16 protein-coding genes are annotated in these 17,150 nt (G+C 34.6%); 14 read left to right on the top strand and 2 right to left on the bottom strand.

The window, feature by feature from the left end; genetic code table 11:
* Positions 1–315: 315 nt before the first annotated feature.
* The 14 genes from AC3WRL_RS00460 (at position 316) to AC3WRL_RS00395 (ending at position 15,129) form a co-directional block, all read left to right on the top strand.
* Positions 316–1,632, top strand: coding sequence for a beta-helix domain-containing protein (locus AC3WRL_RS00460; protein ID WP_214834177.1), 1,317 nt, complete (start codon positions 316–318; stop codon positions 1,630–1,632).
* 64 nt (positions 1,633–1,696) lie between these two features.
* Positions 1,697–2,617 (top strand): T9SS-dependent choice-of-anchor J family protein, encoded by a 921-nt coding sequence (locus AC3WRL_RS00455; protein WP_261511663.1) that lies wholly within the window; start codon positions 1,697–1,699, stop codon positions 2,615–2,617.
* A gap of 184 nt (positions 2,618–2,801) precedes the next feature.
* On the top strand, positions 2,802–3,539 hold the full coding sequence (locus tag AC3WRL_RS00450; protein ID WP_214834183.1) for a hypothetical protein: 738 nt from the start codon (positions 2,802–2,804) through the stop codon (positions 3,537–3,539).
* Positions 3,540–3,585: 46 nt separating this feature from the next.
* Positions 3,586–4,914 (top strand): S41 family peptidase, encoded by a 1,329-nt coding sequence (locus tag AC3WRL_RS00445; protein WP_492329471.1) that lies wholly within the window; start codon positions 3,586–3,588, stop codon positions 4,912–4,914.
* Positions 4,915–4,997: 83 nt separating this feature from the next.
* Positions 4,998–5,276, top strand: coding sequence for a hypothetical protein (locus tag AC3WRL_RS00440; protein WP_214834185.1), 279 nt, complete (start codon positions 4,998–5,000; stop codon positions 5,274–5,276).
* Between the two features lie 248 nt (positions 5,277–5,524).
* Positions 5,525–6,994 carry a hybrid sensor histidine kinase/response regulator gene (locus AC3WRL_RS00435; protein WP_492329470.1) on the top strand — a complete coding sequence of 490 codons (1,470 nt, stop codon included), beginning with the start codon at positions 5,525–5,527 and terminating at the stop codon, positions 6,992–6,994.
* 6 nt (positions 6,995–7,000) lie between these two features.
* Positions 7,001–10,621, top strand: a complete 3,621-nt coding sequence (locus AC3WRL_RS00430) for a response regulator (protein WP_261511665.1) — start codon at positions 7,001–7,003, stop codon at positions 10,619–10,621.
* Positions 10,622–10,635: 14 nt separating this feature from the next.
* Entirely contained in the window at positions 10,636–11,001 is a 366-nt protein-coding gene (locus AC3WRL_RS00425; RefSeq protein WP_214834194.1) for a response regulator, read from the top strand.
* The gene (locus AC3WRL_RS00420) at positions 11,002–11,832 is read left to right on the top strand and encodes a CheR family methyltransferase (protein WP_492329469.1); all 831 of its coding nucleotides are present in this window, start codon (positions 11,002–11,004) and stop codon (positions 11,830–11,832) included.
* A gap of 9 nt (positions 11,833–11,841) precedes the next feature.
* Entirely contained in the window at positions 11,842–12,423 is a 582-nt protein-coding gene (locus AC3WRL_RS00415) for a chemotaxis protein CheB (RefSeq protein ID WP_261511666.1), read from the top strand.
* Between the two features lie 18 nt (positions 12,424–12,441).
* Positions 12,442–12,807 carry a response regulator gene (locus AC3WRL_RS00410; protein ID WP_214834203.1) on the top strand — a complete coding sequence of 122 codons (366 nt, stop codon included), beginning with the start codon at positions 12,442–12,444 and terminating at the stop codon, positions 12,805–12,807.
* Between the two features lie 161 nt (positions 12,808–12,968).
* On the top strand, positions 12,969–13,460 hold the full coding sequence (locus AC3WRL_RS00405) for a MarR family winged helix-turn-helix transcriptional regulator (protein WP_261511667.1): 492 nt from the start codon (positions 12,969–12,971) through the stop codon (positions 13,458–13,460).
* A gap of 5 nt (positions 13,461–13,465) precedes the next feature.
* Complete coding sequence (locus AC3WRL_RS00400; protein WP_261511668.1) at positions 13,466–14,224, top strand: hypothetical protein; 759 nt, start codon at positions 13,466–13,468, stop codon at positions 14,222–14,224.
* 176 nt (positions 14,225–14,400) lie between these two features.
* On the top strand, positions 14,401–15,129 hold the full coding sequence (locus AC3WRL_RS00395) for a sterol desaturase family protein (protein ID WP_261511669.1): 729 nt from the start codon (positions 14,401–14,403) through the stop codon (positions 15,127–15,129).
* 7 nt (positions 15,130–15,136) lie between these two features.
* Here AC3WRL_RS00395 and AC3WRL_RS00390 read toward each other — a convergent pair whose 3' ends face one another.
* Together AC3WRL_RS00390 and AC3WRL_RS00385 are read right to left on the bottom strand one after the other, a co-directional pair.
* Positions 15,137–16,000 (bottom strand): NAD(P)-dependent oxidoreductase, encoded by an 864-nt coding sequence (locus AC3WRL_RS00390; protein ID WP_492329468.1) that lies wholly within the window; start codon positions 15,998–16,000, stop codon positions 15,137–15,139.
* A 190-nt stretch (positions 16,001–16,190) separates the two neighbouring features.
* Positions 16,191–17,141 carry an NAD(P)H-dependent oxidoreductase gene (locus AC3WRL_RS00385; protein ID WP_261511671.1) on the bottom strand — a complete coding sequence of 317 codons (951 nt, stop codon included), beginning with the start codon at positions 17,139–17,141 and terminating at the stop codon, positions 16,191–16,193.
* Positions 17,142–17,150: the final 9 nt, after the last annotated feature.

Below are 17,150 nucleotides of genomic sequence, written 5' to 3'. Positions count from 1 at the left end.
TTTTGGCAAAAGCATTATAATATAAGATCTTATAAATGGTAAATGTTACAGGTTTCCGTATCCTGAGATCTGAGCGAATAAAAACTGATGATGCGCACTTCAGTAAACATTCAGACGAAAATGGGAAATTACTGTATCCCCGGACAGTAATTAAATCTAAGGGGAGCTTTATATAACTGCACCTCAGTTATGTAAGGTTCTAAAAACAAAGTGTAACCAAATCGCGGAGATATTTAAAGGTGAGTATCCCGTAAAACAGGAATCATCCGGACCAAAAAAATAATAACCGGATCCATATTTCTAAATTTTACAACAATGAGAAAATTAACTTTAATCGCTGTAACAGCTTTATCCCTAACAGCTTGTCGTGAGAATGATTCTATGTCAGATTCTTCTAAATTTGAAATGCAATCTGCTTCTGCAGAGTACATCACAGCTTCTGCACTTCCTGTTACGGCAGTAAGTGGTGCGATTACTACTAATACTACTTGGAGTGGTGTTGTTGAAATCGATGGTATTGTAACTGTTAAAGATGGAGCAACTTTGACTATCCAGCCAGGTACTTTCATCAAAGCAAAACCTAATACTACAAATACACCAACAGGAGTTTTGGTTATTGCTAAAACGGGTAAGATAAACGCTACTGGAACTGCTTCTCAGCCTATTATTTTTACAAGTTATAAACTTTTGGATGGAAAAGAAGCAACTAAAGCTTCTCCAGGTGATTTCGGTGGAGTTATTATGTTAGGTGATGCCCCTACCAATAAACCAACAACTACTGTTATTGAAGGATTATCAGGTGTTGATTACCAATATGGTGGAACAACAGCAGGTCATAACGGAGGAACTCTTAAATATGTACGTATTGAATTTGGAGGATTTGACCTTTTTGCTCCTAACTCAGGAAATGAGATCAACGGATTAACTTTAGGTGGAGTTGGTAATGGTACTACATTAGACCACATCCAGGTTTCTTATGGTAAAGATGATTCATTCGAATTCTTCGGAGGTACAGTAAATGCATCTAACCTGGTATCTTTTGCTCCGGATGATGACAACTTCGATTTCGATTTCGGATATTCAGGAACTATTACTTGTGCATTAGCATTAGCTGATTACAACTCTACACATAGCCAAAGTGGTGGTGTTTCTGATACAAACGGTATCGAATTGGATAACGACGGGACAGGTTCTTCAGCTTCTCCTTTTACAAATCCAACGGTTAAAAATCTTACTATCGTAGGTGCTAAGAGTCCATTAAATGGAGCATTGTATGAAAATGCTATCCACGTAAGAAGAAACGGTAAATTAACTTTAGATAACGTTGCGGTTACAGGTTATCCTGTAGGAGTATTGTTAGAAACTGTAGGTGGAGCAGCTGTGAATCTTGCAGATCTTAACTTTACATCAGTACAGGCACACGGATATACTTTCGCTACAGCTTCTAAAATAGGATCTACTACTGCAGCGCTTACTATTCCTGGAGTTACTACTTCTACAACTAACCCTGCTAACGCTTGGGGAATGACTCAGCCATTCTTTAACGACGCTCCGGCATGGAATGTTACTCCTAGAAATTGTGGAGATTTCAAAGGAACATGGACAAAATATAATTTTTCAATTGTACAATAATTGATCAATATGGGGTGGCAGAACCTGCCATCCCATTTTTTATTTCATCTTTAAAATTTGTAATATGAAAAAAATAATTTTATTATCTGTTTTGGTTTTATCAAAATTAGTGTCAGCACAATATCCGGTGTGGACCAATTCTTTTAATTCCACAAGTGATATGCAAGGCTGGTCTTTTCACGATTTGAATGGAAATGGAAATGGATGGATCCAAGGGCCGAATATTTACTATAACGGTACATCGTTAGCTTATGGTTCAGCAGGTTCTCTTCGTTATTCAATAAGTAACGTTCCTTCAGGATTTGTAACGGGATTTGCTACAGAAAATGACTGGGCTATTTCTCCTGCAATCGATCTTACTGCAGCTTCAGGAACTATTACCTTAGCAGCTTATATTGGTAGACAGCAGACCGCACATGATTTGGTTAGCAGATATCTGTATATTTATGAAAGTACAGCTCAAAAACCGGTACCAGAATTGTCAGATTTTCAGGCATTGGCAGTAGATGCTGGCGGAAATCAATTAGGAAGTCCTTATTATATAAGTGCAGGAGGAAGTAATCCTTTTCCTGCTGATTTAACTCAGTTTGTAGAAAGTCTTGTAGACCTTTCAGCATTTGCCGGGAAAAAGATCTATATTGGATTATGGTCAAACAGATTGACAGATGATGATACTAACGTTCAAAATATCAACATCAACGAAATGGCAATCTATTCATCATTTCTAAATACACAGGATGTAAAAAAAGTAAAAAATACAACTTCAATTATGCAGAATCCTGTAACAACATCATTGATGTTAAAACTTAATCCTGCATTAAAAGAAAATGCTGTTACGGTAAATATCATCAATATGGCCGGACAATCAGTTCTTACAACTCAATACAATAGAGAGATTAATGTTGCAGGTTTATCTTCAGGAAATTATATTGCTGTAGTATCAGATGGAATCCTTTCTGAGAAAGTGAAGTTTATCAAAAAATAGTTTTTTAGATGCAGGTGTACTCCTTGTTTCAATTTTTTATAGATGTAAAATAATAACCATGTCAGCAACTATCATTATAGGATTTATAGTACAACCTGCTTAATATACAATTTATAAGTATTGCCCTCAGTCTGGCTTTGGGCAATATTTCTAAATTTAGTTTTATATAATAATATCATTAAAAATGAAAAAAATAATCGCCCTTGCTATTCTTACAGGTTTGTTATCATGCACCGATGAGGTGATGCAGCCTTATGATAAATCGCAGAGACCTGCAGAAATTAATATCAAGGGATTTTCAAAACCGGATGTAATACAGCTAAGGCTTAATGGTAAGCCAATAAGCATTAATGGAAATACATCTTATACCAATAATATAGAAACCAAGCTAAGCTTTGTCGTAGATGAAGGAGAAACGGATCATATCGAAATCTATAACAATGAAAACGGAAAGCGCATAGCCAACTATAATATCAACTTTAATAATACAGATCAATATAAGAACTTAAATTTCTTTAACCTTCCGGGAATTTATCTTCAGACCTATGCTGTGAAACCTCAGGTAAATCTTGGAAAAGTAGGTTTTGAACTGCTCTTTCATAATCTGGGAGAATATTCACACTCTTCATTAGAAGGAGTAAAAGGAGTATTAAAGAAAGAGAATGGTGATGTATTGGCAGAGTTTGAAAATATTGAAAAAAATAATTTCTCACCATTGAAGATGTATAGCTTTTTCAGTGTTACAGCTCCCGTTTATTTAGAGTTGTATAAACCAGGAACAACTGATCCTTATTTTGGATCACAACTGATTAAGGTGAAAATAAAACAAGATATCGGAGCCAATATGATCGTACTGCAGGAGAAGCTGGAAAATGGAGTTGTTGTGGTGGTTGGTGATATCGATATCGTAGACTATTTATAAAAAATTCCATTAGATAACTATTATGGGTAGATTTTTAAAGTTTTATATGCTGACGTTATTGCTTTTAAGCACAATAGCTGTCAATTCCTGCAGATCTGAAGAAGAAGTTATCCCGGATTTTCCTGATGGAAGTGTGGAATCCGTTAATGTTTGGGTACAGGATAATATGAAACGTTATTATTACTGGGCAGATCAGATGCCTTCAAAACCGGACTATCATCTTCCGGTAAAGAAATTTTTTGCAAGTCTTCTATCACAAAACGATCGTTTTTCAAGCATTGTAAATACTGAGGATTCTTCAACCTATTTACGGACAGTCCGAAACATGTATGGTTTTGATTATGCCGTAATTCAGCTTGCCAATGGACAAATAACTGCTGTAATAAAGCTTGTGTTGCAAGATTCTCCTGCTCAGAATGCTGGTTTACAACGTGGAATGATCATAAAAAAGATCAACGGAAGTCTGATCACTGCATCCAATGCCGAAAGCCTTCTTAATTCTATTCCAGATAATACAACCCTCGATCTTACAGTAGGAGACTGGGAAGCCGGAAATGTGATCAATGAAAAAAATATTATAGTATACTATGGCTTTTCTCTTGATCAACCCATTGTATCAAGAATTTTTGATCAAAATGGCAAAAAAACCGGATACTTATATATATATGATTTTCCAGATGGAATGTCTCAGAGTCTTAATCAGAAATTTGCAGAATTCAAAGCTGCTGGAGTAAAAGATCTTGTTGTAGATCTTAGATATAACTATGGTGGATCAGTAGCTTCGGCTGCAGCATTATGCTCAATGATCCCTTCAGGAATAACTGCTAACTCACCATTCATAACCTATAAAGGGAATAAAAATGGTGGTGAAGTGAAAAAAACATTTGCAGAACAGGTAGCTTATGATCCTACTGCACTTAGTTTTTCGGCACTTCATACTAATTCATTGGGGTTAAGCAGAGTATTTATTCTTACCTCCAGAAATACAGCGTCAGCATCTGAGATAGTGATCAATAATCTTAAGCCTTATGTGCAGGTAATACAGGTAGGAGATACCACTTTAGGCAAAGATATGGCGGGGTTTGCAGTAACAGATGACAGTAAATCTCAGAAGATTACTTGGCAGATCCATCCTGTTATCTACAAAGTGTACAATGCAAATGGAGAAGGAGAATACAGTGGTGGAATTTCCCCTCAGATTCCCATTAATGAATATACCTCACTTCCTCTGATTCAGCTTGGAGAGTCAGAGGAGATTTTGCTTCATGCTGTATTAAATAAAATATATTCCAAATCTGTTAACCACGAGAATTCAAATAATAACGTGAAAATAATTACAGAAAGTGAGAAGCCTTTTTCAATAGTTAAACCCTAAGTAGGATCTATTGAATTAAAAAAAAGAAAAAGAAAAAACCAAATCAAACATATATTATATTTTTTTTTAAAATTGAATTCACTATGCAGGGAATAGAGCCAAAAATACATCAGGAAGTGATCAAGAGAATTAATGATCTAGAACAATTGCTAAAGCAAACACCTGAACCGGAAAGAACATATACAGATGAGATTTTTATGATGAATACAGAGCTATCAGCACTGTATGATGAATATCTTACGATAAAAAAGAGATTGGAAACTTGTATTAAACTGTACAGGTTAAGACATATTGAAATCCGAAAACAGCTTACCCAGAATATCAGGAAGCTGAGACGTGAGACAGTTAATCAAAATAGGTAAACATTTTTACCGCCATTTAGTTTTACTGATTAGTAATTTTAAAAATGAATAAATAAAATCAATATCGACATATAAAGCAAAACACAATTCCATATATATTTATACTAAAAATTATGTTTTTAGTATTTTTTTTGTTGTATCCTATATTTACGGAATATTGTTCAGAAAATAAACTATTTTTTGGGATTTTGTGAGTACTTTTGAAAACTTAAGGAAGTATGAACTCTTATTAGATTATTTTACGTTTTATGATCTTAATTGTCGATGATAACGAAAACAATATTTACTCGTTAAAGAAATTATTAGAGTCCAAAGATTTTCAGGTGGACACGGCTAATTCCGGGGAAGAAGCATTGGGAAAAGCTTTGAAAAATGATTATGCCCTGATTATTCTGGATGTGCAGATGCCTGGGATGGATGGATTTGAAGTTGCGGAAATATTTGCCGGATACAGCAAGACCAAAGAAATTCCTATTATATTTCTGTCGGCCGTAAATACCGAAAAAAGATTCATTACACGCGGTTACGCTTCTGGTGGAAAGGATTACGTTACCAAGCCGGTAGATCCGGAAATTCTTTTACTTAAGGTTAAAACATTTTACAACTTGCAGGAACAGAATCTTGCAATGAAAAAAACACAGCAGAGTTTAGAGCTGGAAGTGAAAGGAAGAAGGGAATCTCAGGTCAGCATGAAGTCTAAAATTGATCATTTTCATCTGATGCTGGAAGGCTTACCGCAAATTGCCTTTACTTTAAATGAAGAAGGAATTGTAGATTTTGTGAATGGCAGATGGTATCAGTATTCTGCTTCTGATGAAGACTTTCCGGAAACATATCCTGAAGATACAGATATTAAAGAAGAGTTTGAAAAATCTAGAAAAAAAGGGAAATCTTTTGAATTGGAGACCCGGATAAAAAATATTGAATCCGGAAATTACAGGTATCACCTGTTAAGGATATCGCCGGTATATGAAGGAGATACCGTTAAAAACTGGGTAGGAACATTCACCGATATTGATGATCAGAAAAAGGTAGAAAATGAGAAAGATGAATTTCTCAGTATTGCCAGCCATGAGCTGAAAACTCCCTTAACCAGTATTAAAGCTTATGTGCAGCTATTGGAGCGTAAGCTAAAGCTTGATAAAGATAGTGCAGAGGCAGGTTATGTAATGAAAGTACAGGATCAGATCGAAAAGCTGAACAGCCTCATCAGTGACCTTCTTGACGTTTCCAAAATAGAGAATGGTAAACTGAAGATCAATAGAAAACCTTCTAATTTGGAAAAGGTACTTGATAGTGCTATCGAAACCATACTTCAGACGCATGACGAAAATAAAGTGAAAATTCAGCGTCATGGAGAAATATCAGATATTCTCATTCCTTTTGATGAGATCCGTATAGAACAGGTGCTGATCAATTTCCTGACGAATGCCATTAAATATTCACCTCAAAATAATCAGGTTATTGTAACTACTTTTGTAGATGAACAAGAAGTAAAAGTAAGTGTTACAGACTTTGGTATCGGTATTCCTGATTTTAAGCAGAAAGCTGTATTTCAGAAATTTTATCGTGTTGAAGAATCATCATTACAATTTCAGGGAATGGGAATAGGTTTATATATCTGTTCAGAAATTATCAAGCAACATAATGGAACTATCGGATTATCGAGTATCATTAATGAAGGTTCTACATTTTATTTCACTTTACCTTTAAACTAATTTTTTATGCCGAAAAAAATTATAAGAAATCTGCAATTTGGAGTAGGAATGTCTTTGCTGATTTTAATAGCAAGCTCAGTAGCATCATATTGGAGTATTCAAAAGCAGATGGATAATCGTGAAAGTTTATCCAAAACCCGACGATCTATAACTGCAGTAAAAGATGTATTAATTGCTCTTTTAGATGCAGAAACAGCAAACAGGGGATACCAGTTAACAGGGAAACAAAATTTTTTAGAACCTTATAATAGAAGTATTGCCGAATATCCTAAAGCAATTGCCAATGCAAAATCTTTAGATGTTACAGATAAAGCACAACTCAAACGTTTAGAGGATTTAGAAGAAAATGCAAGTAGTAACATTAAGAATCTGGGGCTTTATGTTGAAAATAGACGTCATGGAGTAGAAATGACACAGGAGCAGCTTATTTTGAGCAAATCCTATATGGACAAATGCCGGAAGATCGTCCGTGATTTTGTACGATATGAAGAAATCCAGCTCGAGATAAAAAATAAGGATCTTAATCGATCATCCAATACAACCGTTATTTTTATCCTTTTTTCGGCGATTGCAGCCATAGTAGTTACGGTTTATCTCTATGTTAAATTGCGAAATGATCTGACCCGCAGAGATATATTGGAAAAAGAACTGAAAGCAAAAGACCTTGAAATCAGCAAACGGGTAAGTGCTATCCGACAGATTGCGAATAGAGTGGCAAACGGGGATTATAGCCAAAAGGCAGTTGATAATGCACAGGATGATCTTGGTGATTTAGTGGATTCACTTAATAATATGACTGATTCACTGAAAAAGTCTTTTGAAAAGATCAATAGAAGTGATTGGCATCAAAAAGGTTTAGCACTACTGAACGAATCACTAGTAGGGATTAAATCAATTAAAGAAGTTACTACCAACTCTTTGAACCATCTCATTGAATATGGAGAGGGTACAAATGGAGCTATATATTTAATTGATGAAGGAAAATTACAACTAAATACAGCAGTAGGTTTAGAGGAAAACATGAAAAAATCCTTCGAACCGGGAGAGGGAATGATTGGACAGGTTTTTCTTCAGAAAAAAACAAAGGTTTACAAAGATCTTAATGAAAATGATTTTGCTGTAACTTTTGCAAGCAGCAAAGTAAAAACTAATGGAATTGTGCTTGTACCAATTACATTGGACAGACAGAGTATTGGTGTATTGGAAATAAATTCAACGACTAATTTTGATCAGGATAAAATCAATTATTTTGTAGATAGTTGTCGGAATATTGCTACTGCCATTAGTGCGGCAAAAGGCCGCGAAATGGAACAGCGATTATTAGAAGAAACCCAGACCCAGTCAGAGGAATTACAGGTACAACATGCCGAACTTGAAAACCTGAATACTGAACTCGAAGCGCAAACTCAAAAACTACAGGCTTCAGAAGAAGAATTAAAAGTACAGCAGGAAGAATTAATGCAAACTAATGCTGAACTGGAAGAAAGGTCAAAACTCCTGGAAGAAAAAAATCATCTGATTGCCGAGCGTAATATCGAAATTCAGAAAAAAGCAGAGGAACTGGCTTTAAGTACCCAATATAAATCTGAATTCCTGGCAAATATGTCGCACGAACTGCGTACACCTTTAAATTCTATCCTTCTTCTTTCCAGGTTAATGGCGGAAAATCCTGAAGAAAACCTGAATGAAGATCAGGTAGAATCAGCAAAGGTAATTCAGAGTTCTGGAGGAAGTCTATTGACACTAATAGACGAAATTTTAGATCTTGCTAAAATTGAATCAGGTAAGATGGTCTTAGAATATGATGATGTAGCCATAGATGAGGTCGTAAAAGATCTGCGAAATCTTTTCAATCCGGTAGTACTTGAAAAAGGAGTTCAATTTGATATCCATATAGAAGATGGTCTTGAAAAAACTATCGAAACCGACCGGTTAAGATTAGATCAGGTATTACGAAACTTGCTGTCAAATGCATTTAAATTTACCACAGAAGGTAATGTAGCATTGCATATTAAAAAAGATCCTACCAATAAGAACTTCATTATTTTCAGCGTTAAAGATACTGGAATTGGTATTCCTGAAGATAAGCAAAGAATTATTTTTGAAGCATTCCAACAAGCTGACGGATCTACTCAGCGGAAGTTTGGAGGAACAGGTCTGGGCTTATCTATAAGCCGTGAAATTGCTAAGTTATTTGGTGGGGAACTATCATTAAAAAGCAAAGTGGACGAAGGAAGTGAGTTCAGCTTAATCATTCCTATGAACGCGGGTTCAGAAATATTACCGATGCCTTCTGATCTGGAATTAGTAGAAATTATACAGGAAGATGTAGAGGAGATCAAAAATATTATCGGTTATGATGAACATGAGTCTGAAATAGCAGCATCAGTTAGCGTTTTGGAAATACCCGAAGATGTAGCAGACGATCGGGATACCATTACCGATGGTGATAAAGTAATTTTGATCATTGAAGATGACACCAATTTTGCTAAAGCATTACTGAAATATGCCCATATGCAAAATTATAAAGGAGTAGTTGTAGTAAGAGGAGATCATGGATTATCTGCAGCACTGCAATATCATCCGTTAGCGATCTTACTGGATATTCAGTTGCCTGTAAAAGATGGATGGCAGGTAATGGATGAACTAAAATCAAATCCTAAAACAAAACCTATTCCGGTACACATGATGTCTTCATTGCATGTGAAAAAACAGGAAAGTCTGATGAAAGGAGCTATTGATTTCATCAATAAACCAGTTGCTTTAGAGCAGATGACCGATGTTTTCAGAAAAATTGAAGAAGCTCTCCGGAAGTCACCTCAAAAAGTTCTGATTGTTGAGGAAAGCGCCAAACATGCCAGTGCATTATCTTATTTCTTGAGTAATTTTAATATTTCATTATCAATAAAAGATAATGTAGAAGACAGTGTAAAAGCCTTAACTGAAGATCAGGTGGACTGTGTTATTTTAAACATCGGACCAACCAGAGGTAATGGCTATAAAATTATTGAATCGATCAAAAGTTATGATGGATTAGAGCATTTGCCGATTATTATTTTTACTGAAAATAATTTATCCTCATCAGAAGAGCTTAAAATCAGACAATATGCAGATTCAATTGTTGTGAAAACAGCACATTCCTATCAACGGATATTAGATGAAGTAGGTTTGTTTTTACATTTGGTCGAAGAAAAGAAAAGTTCGGAAGAAACACCTAGAAATAAGACATTAGGATCACTAACCGAAGTTTTAAGTGGTAAAAAAATTCTGATCACCGATGATGATGTCCGGAATATATTTTCATTAACGAAAACTTTGGAAAAATACAAAGTAGAAGTAATTTTGGCGATGGATGGAAAGCAGGCATTGGAGCAGATTAAAGTACATCCCGATATTGATGCCATTTTAATGGATATGATGATGCCAGAAATGGATGGCTACGAAACGATACAGGAAATAAGAAAAAAACCGATGTTTACCAGATTGCCAATTATTGCAGTAACAGCAAAATCAATGATCGGAGATCGTGAAAAATGTATCACCGCAGGGGCTTCAGATTATATATCAAAGCCTGTAGATGTTGATCAGTTATTGTCATTATTGCGCGTTTGGTTGTATGAAAGTTAAACACATGAGTTCTGATGAATAAGAAAATTTTGATTGTGGATGATGATCCACGAAATATATTTGCACTTAAATTAACACTGAAAGCCCGTGGTTATCAGATGGAAAGCTGTACTATGGCGGAGGAAGCCATTCAGCTTTTACAGAAGGATGATCAGATTTCTGTGGTGTTGATGGATATGATGATGCCCGAGATGGATGGTTATGAGGCCATTAAAATTATTCGTAATACACCATCTATTAGTAAGATACCTATCATTGCAGTTACGGCACAGGCTATGCAGGAAGATCGGCAGAAATGTCTGGATGTAGGTGCACAGGATTATGTGAAAAAACCTATTGATGTAGATTTATTATTAACAGCTATAGAAAAACTATCCTAAATGCTAGAACCGAGTATTGTAAAAGATGAAGAGGTAGAATGTCTTATAAAAGATGTTTATGAGCTATACGGATATGATTTTTCGCTATACAGTAGAGCTTCCTTCAAACGTAGAGTGAATAGGATCTGTCTGATCGATAAATTTATCAGTTTTGCAGAACTTCGGTATACCGTTCTCAATGATCCCGATTATCTCAAGCATTTTATTGAAGAAATTACAGTGAATGTTACAGAGATGTTTCGTGATCCCTATTTTTTTAAAGCATTAAGGGAAAAGATACTGCCACAACTGGGAACCTATCCTTTGATCAGAATTTGGGTAGCCGGATGTTCAACAGGTGAGGAAGCGTATTCCATGGCTATATTACTTAAAGAGGCCAATCTCTATCAAAAATCACTGATCTACGCAACAGATATTAATCCTTCCGTACTAGAAACAGCAAGAGCAGGTGTTTTTCCATTACAACAGATGAAATTATATTCTGAAAATTATATTCTCTCCGGAGGAAAAAAAGATTTTTCTGATTATTACACGGCGAATTATGATGGAGCAAGATTTGATAAGAGTCTGCAGCAGAAATTAATTCTGTCAACCCATAATCTGGTGTCCGACAGTTCCTTTAATAGCTTTCAGTTGATTATATGCCGTAATGTATTGATTTACTTTGATAAAGAATTGCAGGAACGTGTATTTCATCTTTTTGATGATAGTTTGGAAAATCTGGGCTATCTGGCCTTAGGTTCTAAGGAAACATTGAGATTCTCTAATTTAGGTAAGTCTTATCATCAGGCGGATGATCAGAAGATCTGGAAGAAAGTAGATTATAATTAAAACAGAAAGATGAGTGTAAATATTGAATTGGTTGTCATAGGAGGTTCTGCGGGAAGCTTGGAGGTTATTTTAGATATGATCAAAAAGCTTGACCAGAAGATCAGCTTTACTATACTATTGGTTGTTCATCGTAAAGTGCAATCCACAAGTATATTACCAACCTTGTTACAGCAGTTTTCCTCCATTGAAGTATCTGAAATAGAAGATAAAGAAGAAATACTAAATAACCATATTTATATTGTTCCCGCCGACTACCATCTGTTGTTTGAAAATAAGCAATTGGTGTCACTCGACAGTTCTGAGAAAATGAACTATTCCCGTCCGTCGATAGATGTGACATTTAAATCTGCAGCAGAGATGTATGGGAAAAGTCTTGTTGGTATACTGCTGTCAGGTGCCAATGCAGATGGTGTAGAAGGCTTACAATACATCAAGAAAAACGGTGGTGAAGTCTGGATTCAGGATCCTGATACGGCCGAAGTGAACTATATGCCAAAACATGCTGTAGATGGAGTCGCCTATGATCTGATCATTACTCCACAGGATCTGGCAACACATATTAATCAATTGAATACTTTAAATAAGCTTTAAAATTAAAACTAACCATATATGAACAAGAAGAAAATTTTGATTTTTGACGATGATAAAACGATTTTAGACGTAGCTACCATCATTTTTGAAGAAAGTGGTTACGAAGTTGGAATTTCTGAAACATCACATGACATTATTGACAAAGTTTCACAATTTCAACCTGATGTAATTTTAATGGATAACTGGATTCCCAATATTGGTGGAGTAGAGGCAACAAAACTGCTTAAGAGTCATGAAGAATTCAAAAAGATTCCTGTGATCTATATTACAGCCAATAATGATATTAATTCATTAGCCGAAAGTGCTCAGGCAGATGATTATATTGCAAAACCATTCAATTTAGATGATTTGGAAGAAAAAGTAGCAAAATACATGAAAGATTAAAGTTATCATTAAGTAACTTTGAAATTTAATATACAAAGGGTCTTCAGTATGAAGATCCTTTTTCTTTTATTCTTTATTAAAAAAATAATTAAAAATAAATATAGTTAACTATATAGTTGTATATATTTTTATATATTTGATCATCAGAAATTTTATTTTTAATGAATAATGATTTTATAAAAGAACTTGGTTATAAAGCACTTGATTCCCGTTTTAAGAGGATAAGTGAAAAGATGGCTTATAGTGTAAAAAAGCTTTATAAAGACCTCGATTATGATATTGAGCCCAACTGGTATCTCGTTTTTATGATACTGAGAGATAAGGGTGAACTGTCTCTTATTGATATTGCTGAAAGCCTGGGCTATTCACATCCGTCTATTGTCATCACCGTAAAAAAAATGAACAGCAATGGATACCTGATTGTAAAAAAAGATCAATCAGACAAACGAAAACAGATCGTGTCACTTTCTCCCAAAGCAATCCAGTTAATGCCTGAGTTTGAAATTCTTTGGAACAGCTGCGAAGCAGCAATCTTAAATGTACTGCAAGAAGATCTAAGCATTTTAAATTATCTGGATGACATAGAATCAGCACTGGAGGAAACTTCGTTTTATTATCGATTTAAACAGGAATATAAAAACCATTTAAAATAATCCTCATGAAAAAATATTTAATACTCCTTCTTACCATGTTTTGTCTATTTTCTTACGCCAAAGAGACAAAAATTACAATTAGGGCAAAAGCAAAAGATGCAAAATTTATAGGAAGCTCTTTAGGTGGAGCCTATGTAATTATCAGAAATAAGATCAATAATACGATTCTGGCTGAAGGAAAAACAAGTGGAAGCACCGGGAATACTGATTTGATCATGAAGGCTCCAAAACATAGAGAAAGCTCTATTGCAGATGATACTACAGGCAAGTTTCTGGCGACTCTACATATTGATGAACCGACGTTTGTGAGCATTGAAGTATTTTCACCTTTTAATCATAAGCAAGCACAAGCTAAAGTCAGTACAGAAATCTGGGTAATTCCCGGTAAAGATATTCTAGGCGATGGAATTATTCTGGAAATACCAGGCTTTATTATTGATATTTTAAAACCCCGGACCCATCAGTATATTGGCTTAAATTCTATTAGTGGAAAACCATTTCAAATTCAGGCTAATATTGTAATGATGTGTGGCTGTGTGATCGATAAAGGCGGAGTCTGGGACTCCGATAAATTTGAAACAAAGGCTATCATTAATAAAGATGGAAAACTAATTAGTGAAACCAGTTTATCATTAATTTCTACTAATCTTTTTGAAGGCAGCGTATCAATCTCTTCACCCGGGAATTATGAAATATTTGTTTATGCTTTTGATCCGAAAACTGGAAATACCGGAGTGGACAAAATAAATTATGTGATTTACTAATATAATTTTTTCATAATTAATATATAGTTGTAGTATAGTTTTTGGATTCATTTTTTTATTGAAATCACTAAAATTGACACATAAAATTAAAATATTATTATCCTGATTTTTCACTTTTCTGATGCAAATTACCTTTGAAATTCATACTTTTATACACGTATACAAGAGTCTGATAGATGATGAATTTTAATCGTTGGAGTTTTACAGAATATTTGAAAATACTTGAACATTTTTCCTTGTCAGAGTGGATTGGGTTTAGTTTGGCAGTCAATATCGCTCTATACTTATTTTCAATAGGATTATATGTCTTTATTGAAAAGACCTGTCGTAAAAATAAACTGCAGCATTTCAGTCATCCCATAGTACGTTCTGATTTTTATTTAAGCATTCTTACAATTGTTTGCAATAGCTTTGTAATGCTGCTAGGCGTTTTCTTATGGAAAAATAACTGGATCGAACTCGATGACAATTTTTCAGCAGTTTCAATTTTTTTACAAGTTGTAGCTTTAGTCCTCCTCATGGATTTTTGTATGTATCTGTTTCATTATGCAGCTCACATACCATTTGTGTACAAGAGGCTTCATGGTAAACACCACGAACATGTGAACACTAATTTTTTAAGTCTTTTCGTATTGCATCCGGCAGAGACTATAGGTTTTGGATTAATGATATTGGCATTATTAATAGGCTATGATTTCTCTGTGATTTCAATAACTCTTTATCTTTTTATCAACCTTATCTGGGGAACCATCGGGCATTTAAATAAAGAATTTTTTCCTGCAAGATTCAATACATATTTTGTAGGAACGACCCAGTTTCATAATCAGCATCATCTGGATGAAACTAAAAACTTCGGTTTCTATACCTCTATTTGGGATAAATTGTTTGGTACTTATAAAATGTAGACGTTTTTTAATGCAACTTTTTAAAGCTTTGTAAGGTATCGATAACCCCTTCAAATTTTTCGTCTTTAAAAATACCAGATTTGTACACCCTTTCAAAAGTCCCTGCAATTCCAGAAGCTACCATATTCGGTAAGTTTTCATTTTTTAACATTTCAGTAAGCCCTTTCATTTCATCAATTCTCCTGAAAATATGTTGTGGATAGGTGGGCGTTGTTTTTACAAGATCCTGATAGGTACCAGGAAGAAACTCTTTTAGACTCTCATTTAGTTCATCAAGAATACCAAAATGAGCTGCTGCAGTCATTGTTTCAAAGAATAAAGCATTCATTCCCTTATTCACCATGGAAAACAATAATTTGTAGGCAGATGCTGCCTCCGTTTTATCACCTGCATCTTTTACTTTAAAAATTTCCGAAAATTGATCAATAAATAAATTTCTGTACATGCCACTTACGATCAATGTAGAATTATCAGGAATGTCTTTTGAGGCTCCCATCACCGCTCCGTTTATAAATCTGATGTTTATAGAAGAAAACAGATTCTCAATGGATAAGGCAATTTCAGGAGTATTGGAATTCAGGTCTATGTAAATCGGATGGTTATTGGTGTTTTTTAAGCAGGAAACCGTATTTTTTGCAAGCTCCAGACTTGCTTCAGGACTGCTTAAAGAAAGAATAATATCTGCCTGCTCAACTACACTTTGCAATGAACCTCTGTCAATAATCCCGGAATCCTTTATGTTTTGTAAAGTTTTCTGTGACCTGCCTTCTCCGGCAGTAATCACATTATAGTTATTTCGGATCAATTCTTTCACAATTTGAGTTCCCATATCTCCGGGAAATAAAAGGGCAATAACTGGTTGTGCTGACATTCTTATTTATTTTTAAGTTGAAGAAGTAATTAAATGGCTTCAATTATTCTATTGCAAATCTCCTTAAAATTTTTAGATCTGTAAAACACATTATTTCGATGGATTCAATTGCTAAAACCGATTAATAATTAAAATCAATGTAGGACTGATCAGTCTTCCTATATTGATTTTAATTGAATTATTGTTAAGCTTATCTTTTTTCTATAACCGGAATATTGGTGATTACTTTCCATTTATCGTTTTCCAGTACACAAACGATGGTGGATTTAAATCTGACAATATCACTTTCCAAAGTTAATTTAGCAATGGCAATATTTCCTTTTTGTTCAACAGATTCAAAAGAAATGGTTCTCGGTCTTCCCCCAAATGTTTTGTTTCTGATATGATCAATGTATTCTTTTTTAGAAATAATAAAAATCCCTTTCTGATCAAAGAATCCATCCTGGATATTTTGATAGTCTTTGTGAAGGATTTCCTCCATAAGCACGATATCACTGTTATCGCCAGCTTTGATAAAGCTTTCAATGGCTTGTTGTATATCTTTCATGTTCTTAATAATTAAATGTTGGTTTATTTGTTTTCTCTGCTGTTCAATTTTCACTCCGGCATCATCTGGATTTATCATTCCATCCATTGGAAAATAGGTAATCTCCATAATTCCAAGCTGATTAAAAATACTGGTTAGTTGGATTTCAATAGGATTTTGTTTCTGTATGATGGGTTGAAGGATACCCATTGTAGAAATAATAAATGCTCTTTTGTTCAGGAGTAATCCTTTTATACCATTATTATCATAGGTAAATGTTTTTTTTGTCCGGACAACCAGATCGAAATAAGCCTTTAATGAAGAAGGGATTCCATAATTATACATAGGACAGGTGATAAGGATCTCATCACTGATATATAATTCCTCAATCAACTGATCCGATAGTTTAAGATGTTCAGAATAAAGGGTTTCATCAAAAAATCCATTTACGGTTTCCTGTGTTAAATGGGGCGTAGGTTCTAAGGTCACATCCCTTTCGATGATCTTTCCATTCGGGTGTTTTATTTTCCATTGCTGAACAAAATAGTCACCCATTGAACGGGAATAAGAATCTTTCATCCGGAGGCTGCTGTCAATACGGAGAAGTGTAGTCATGTTTGCTTT

This window comes from Chryseobacterium sp. FW101-FHT12H09 (assembly GCF_058790395.1).
This window is presented reverse-complemented; position numbering and strand designations above follow the sequence as displayed.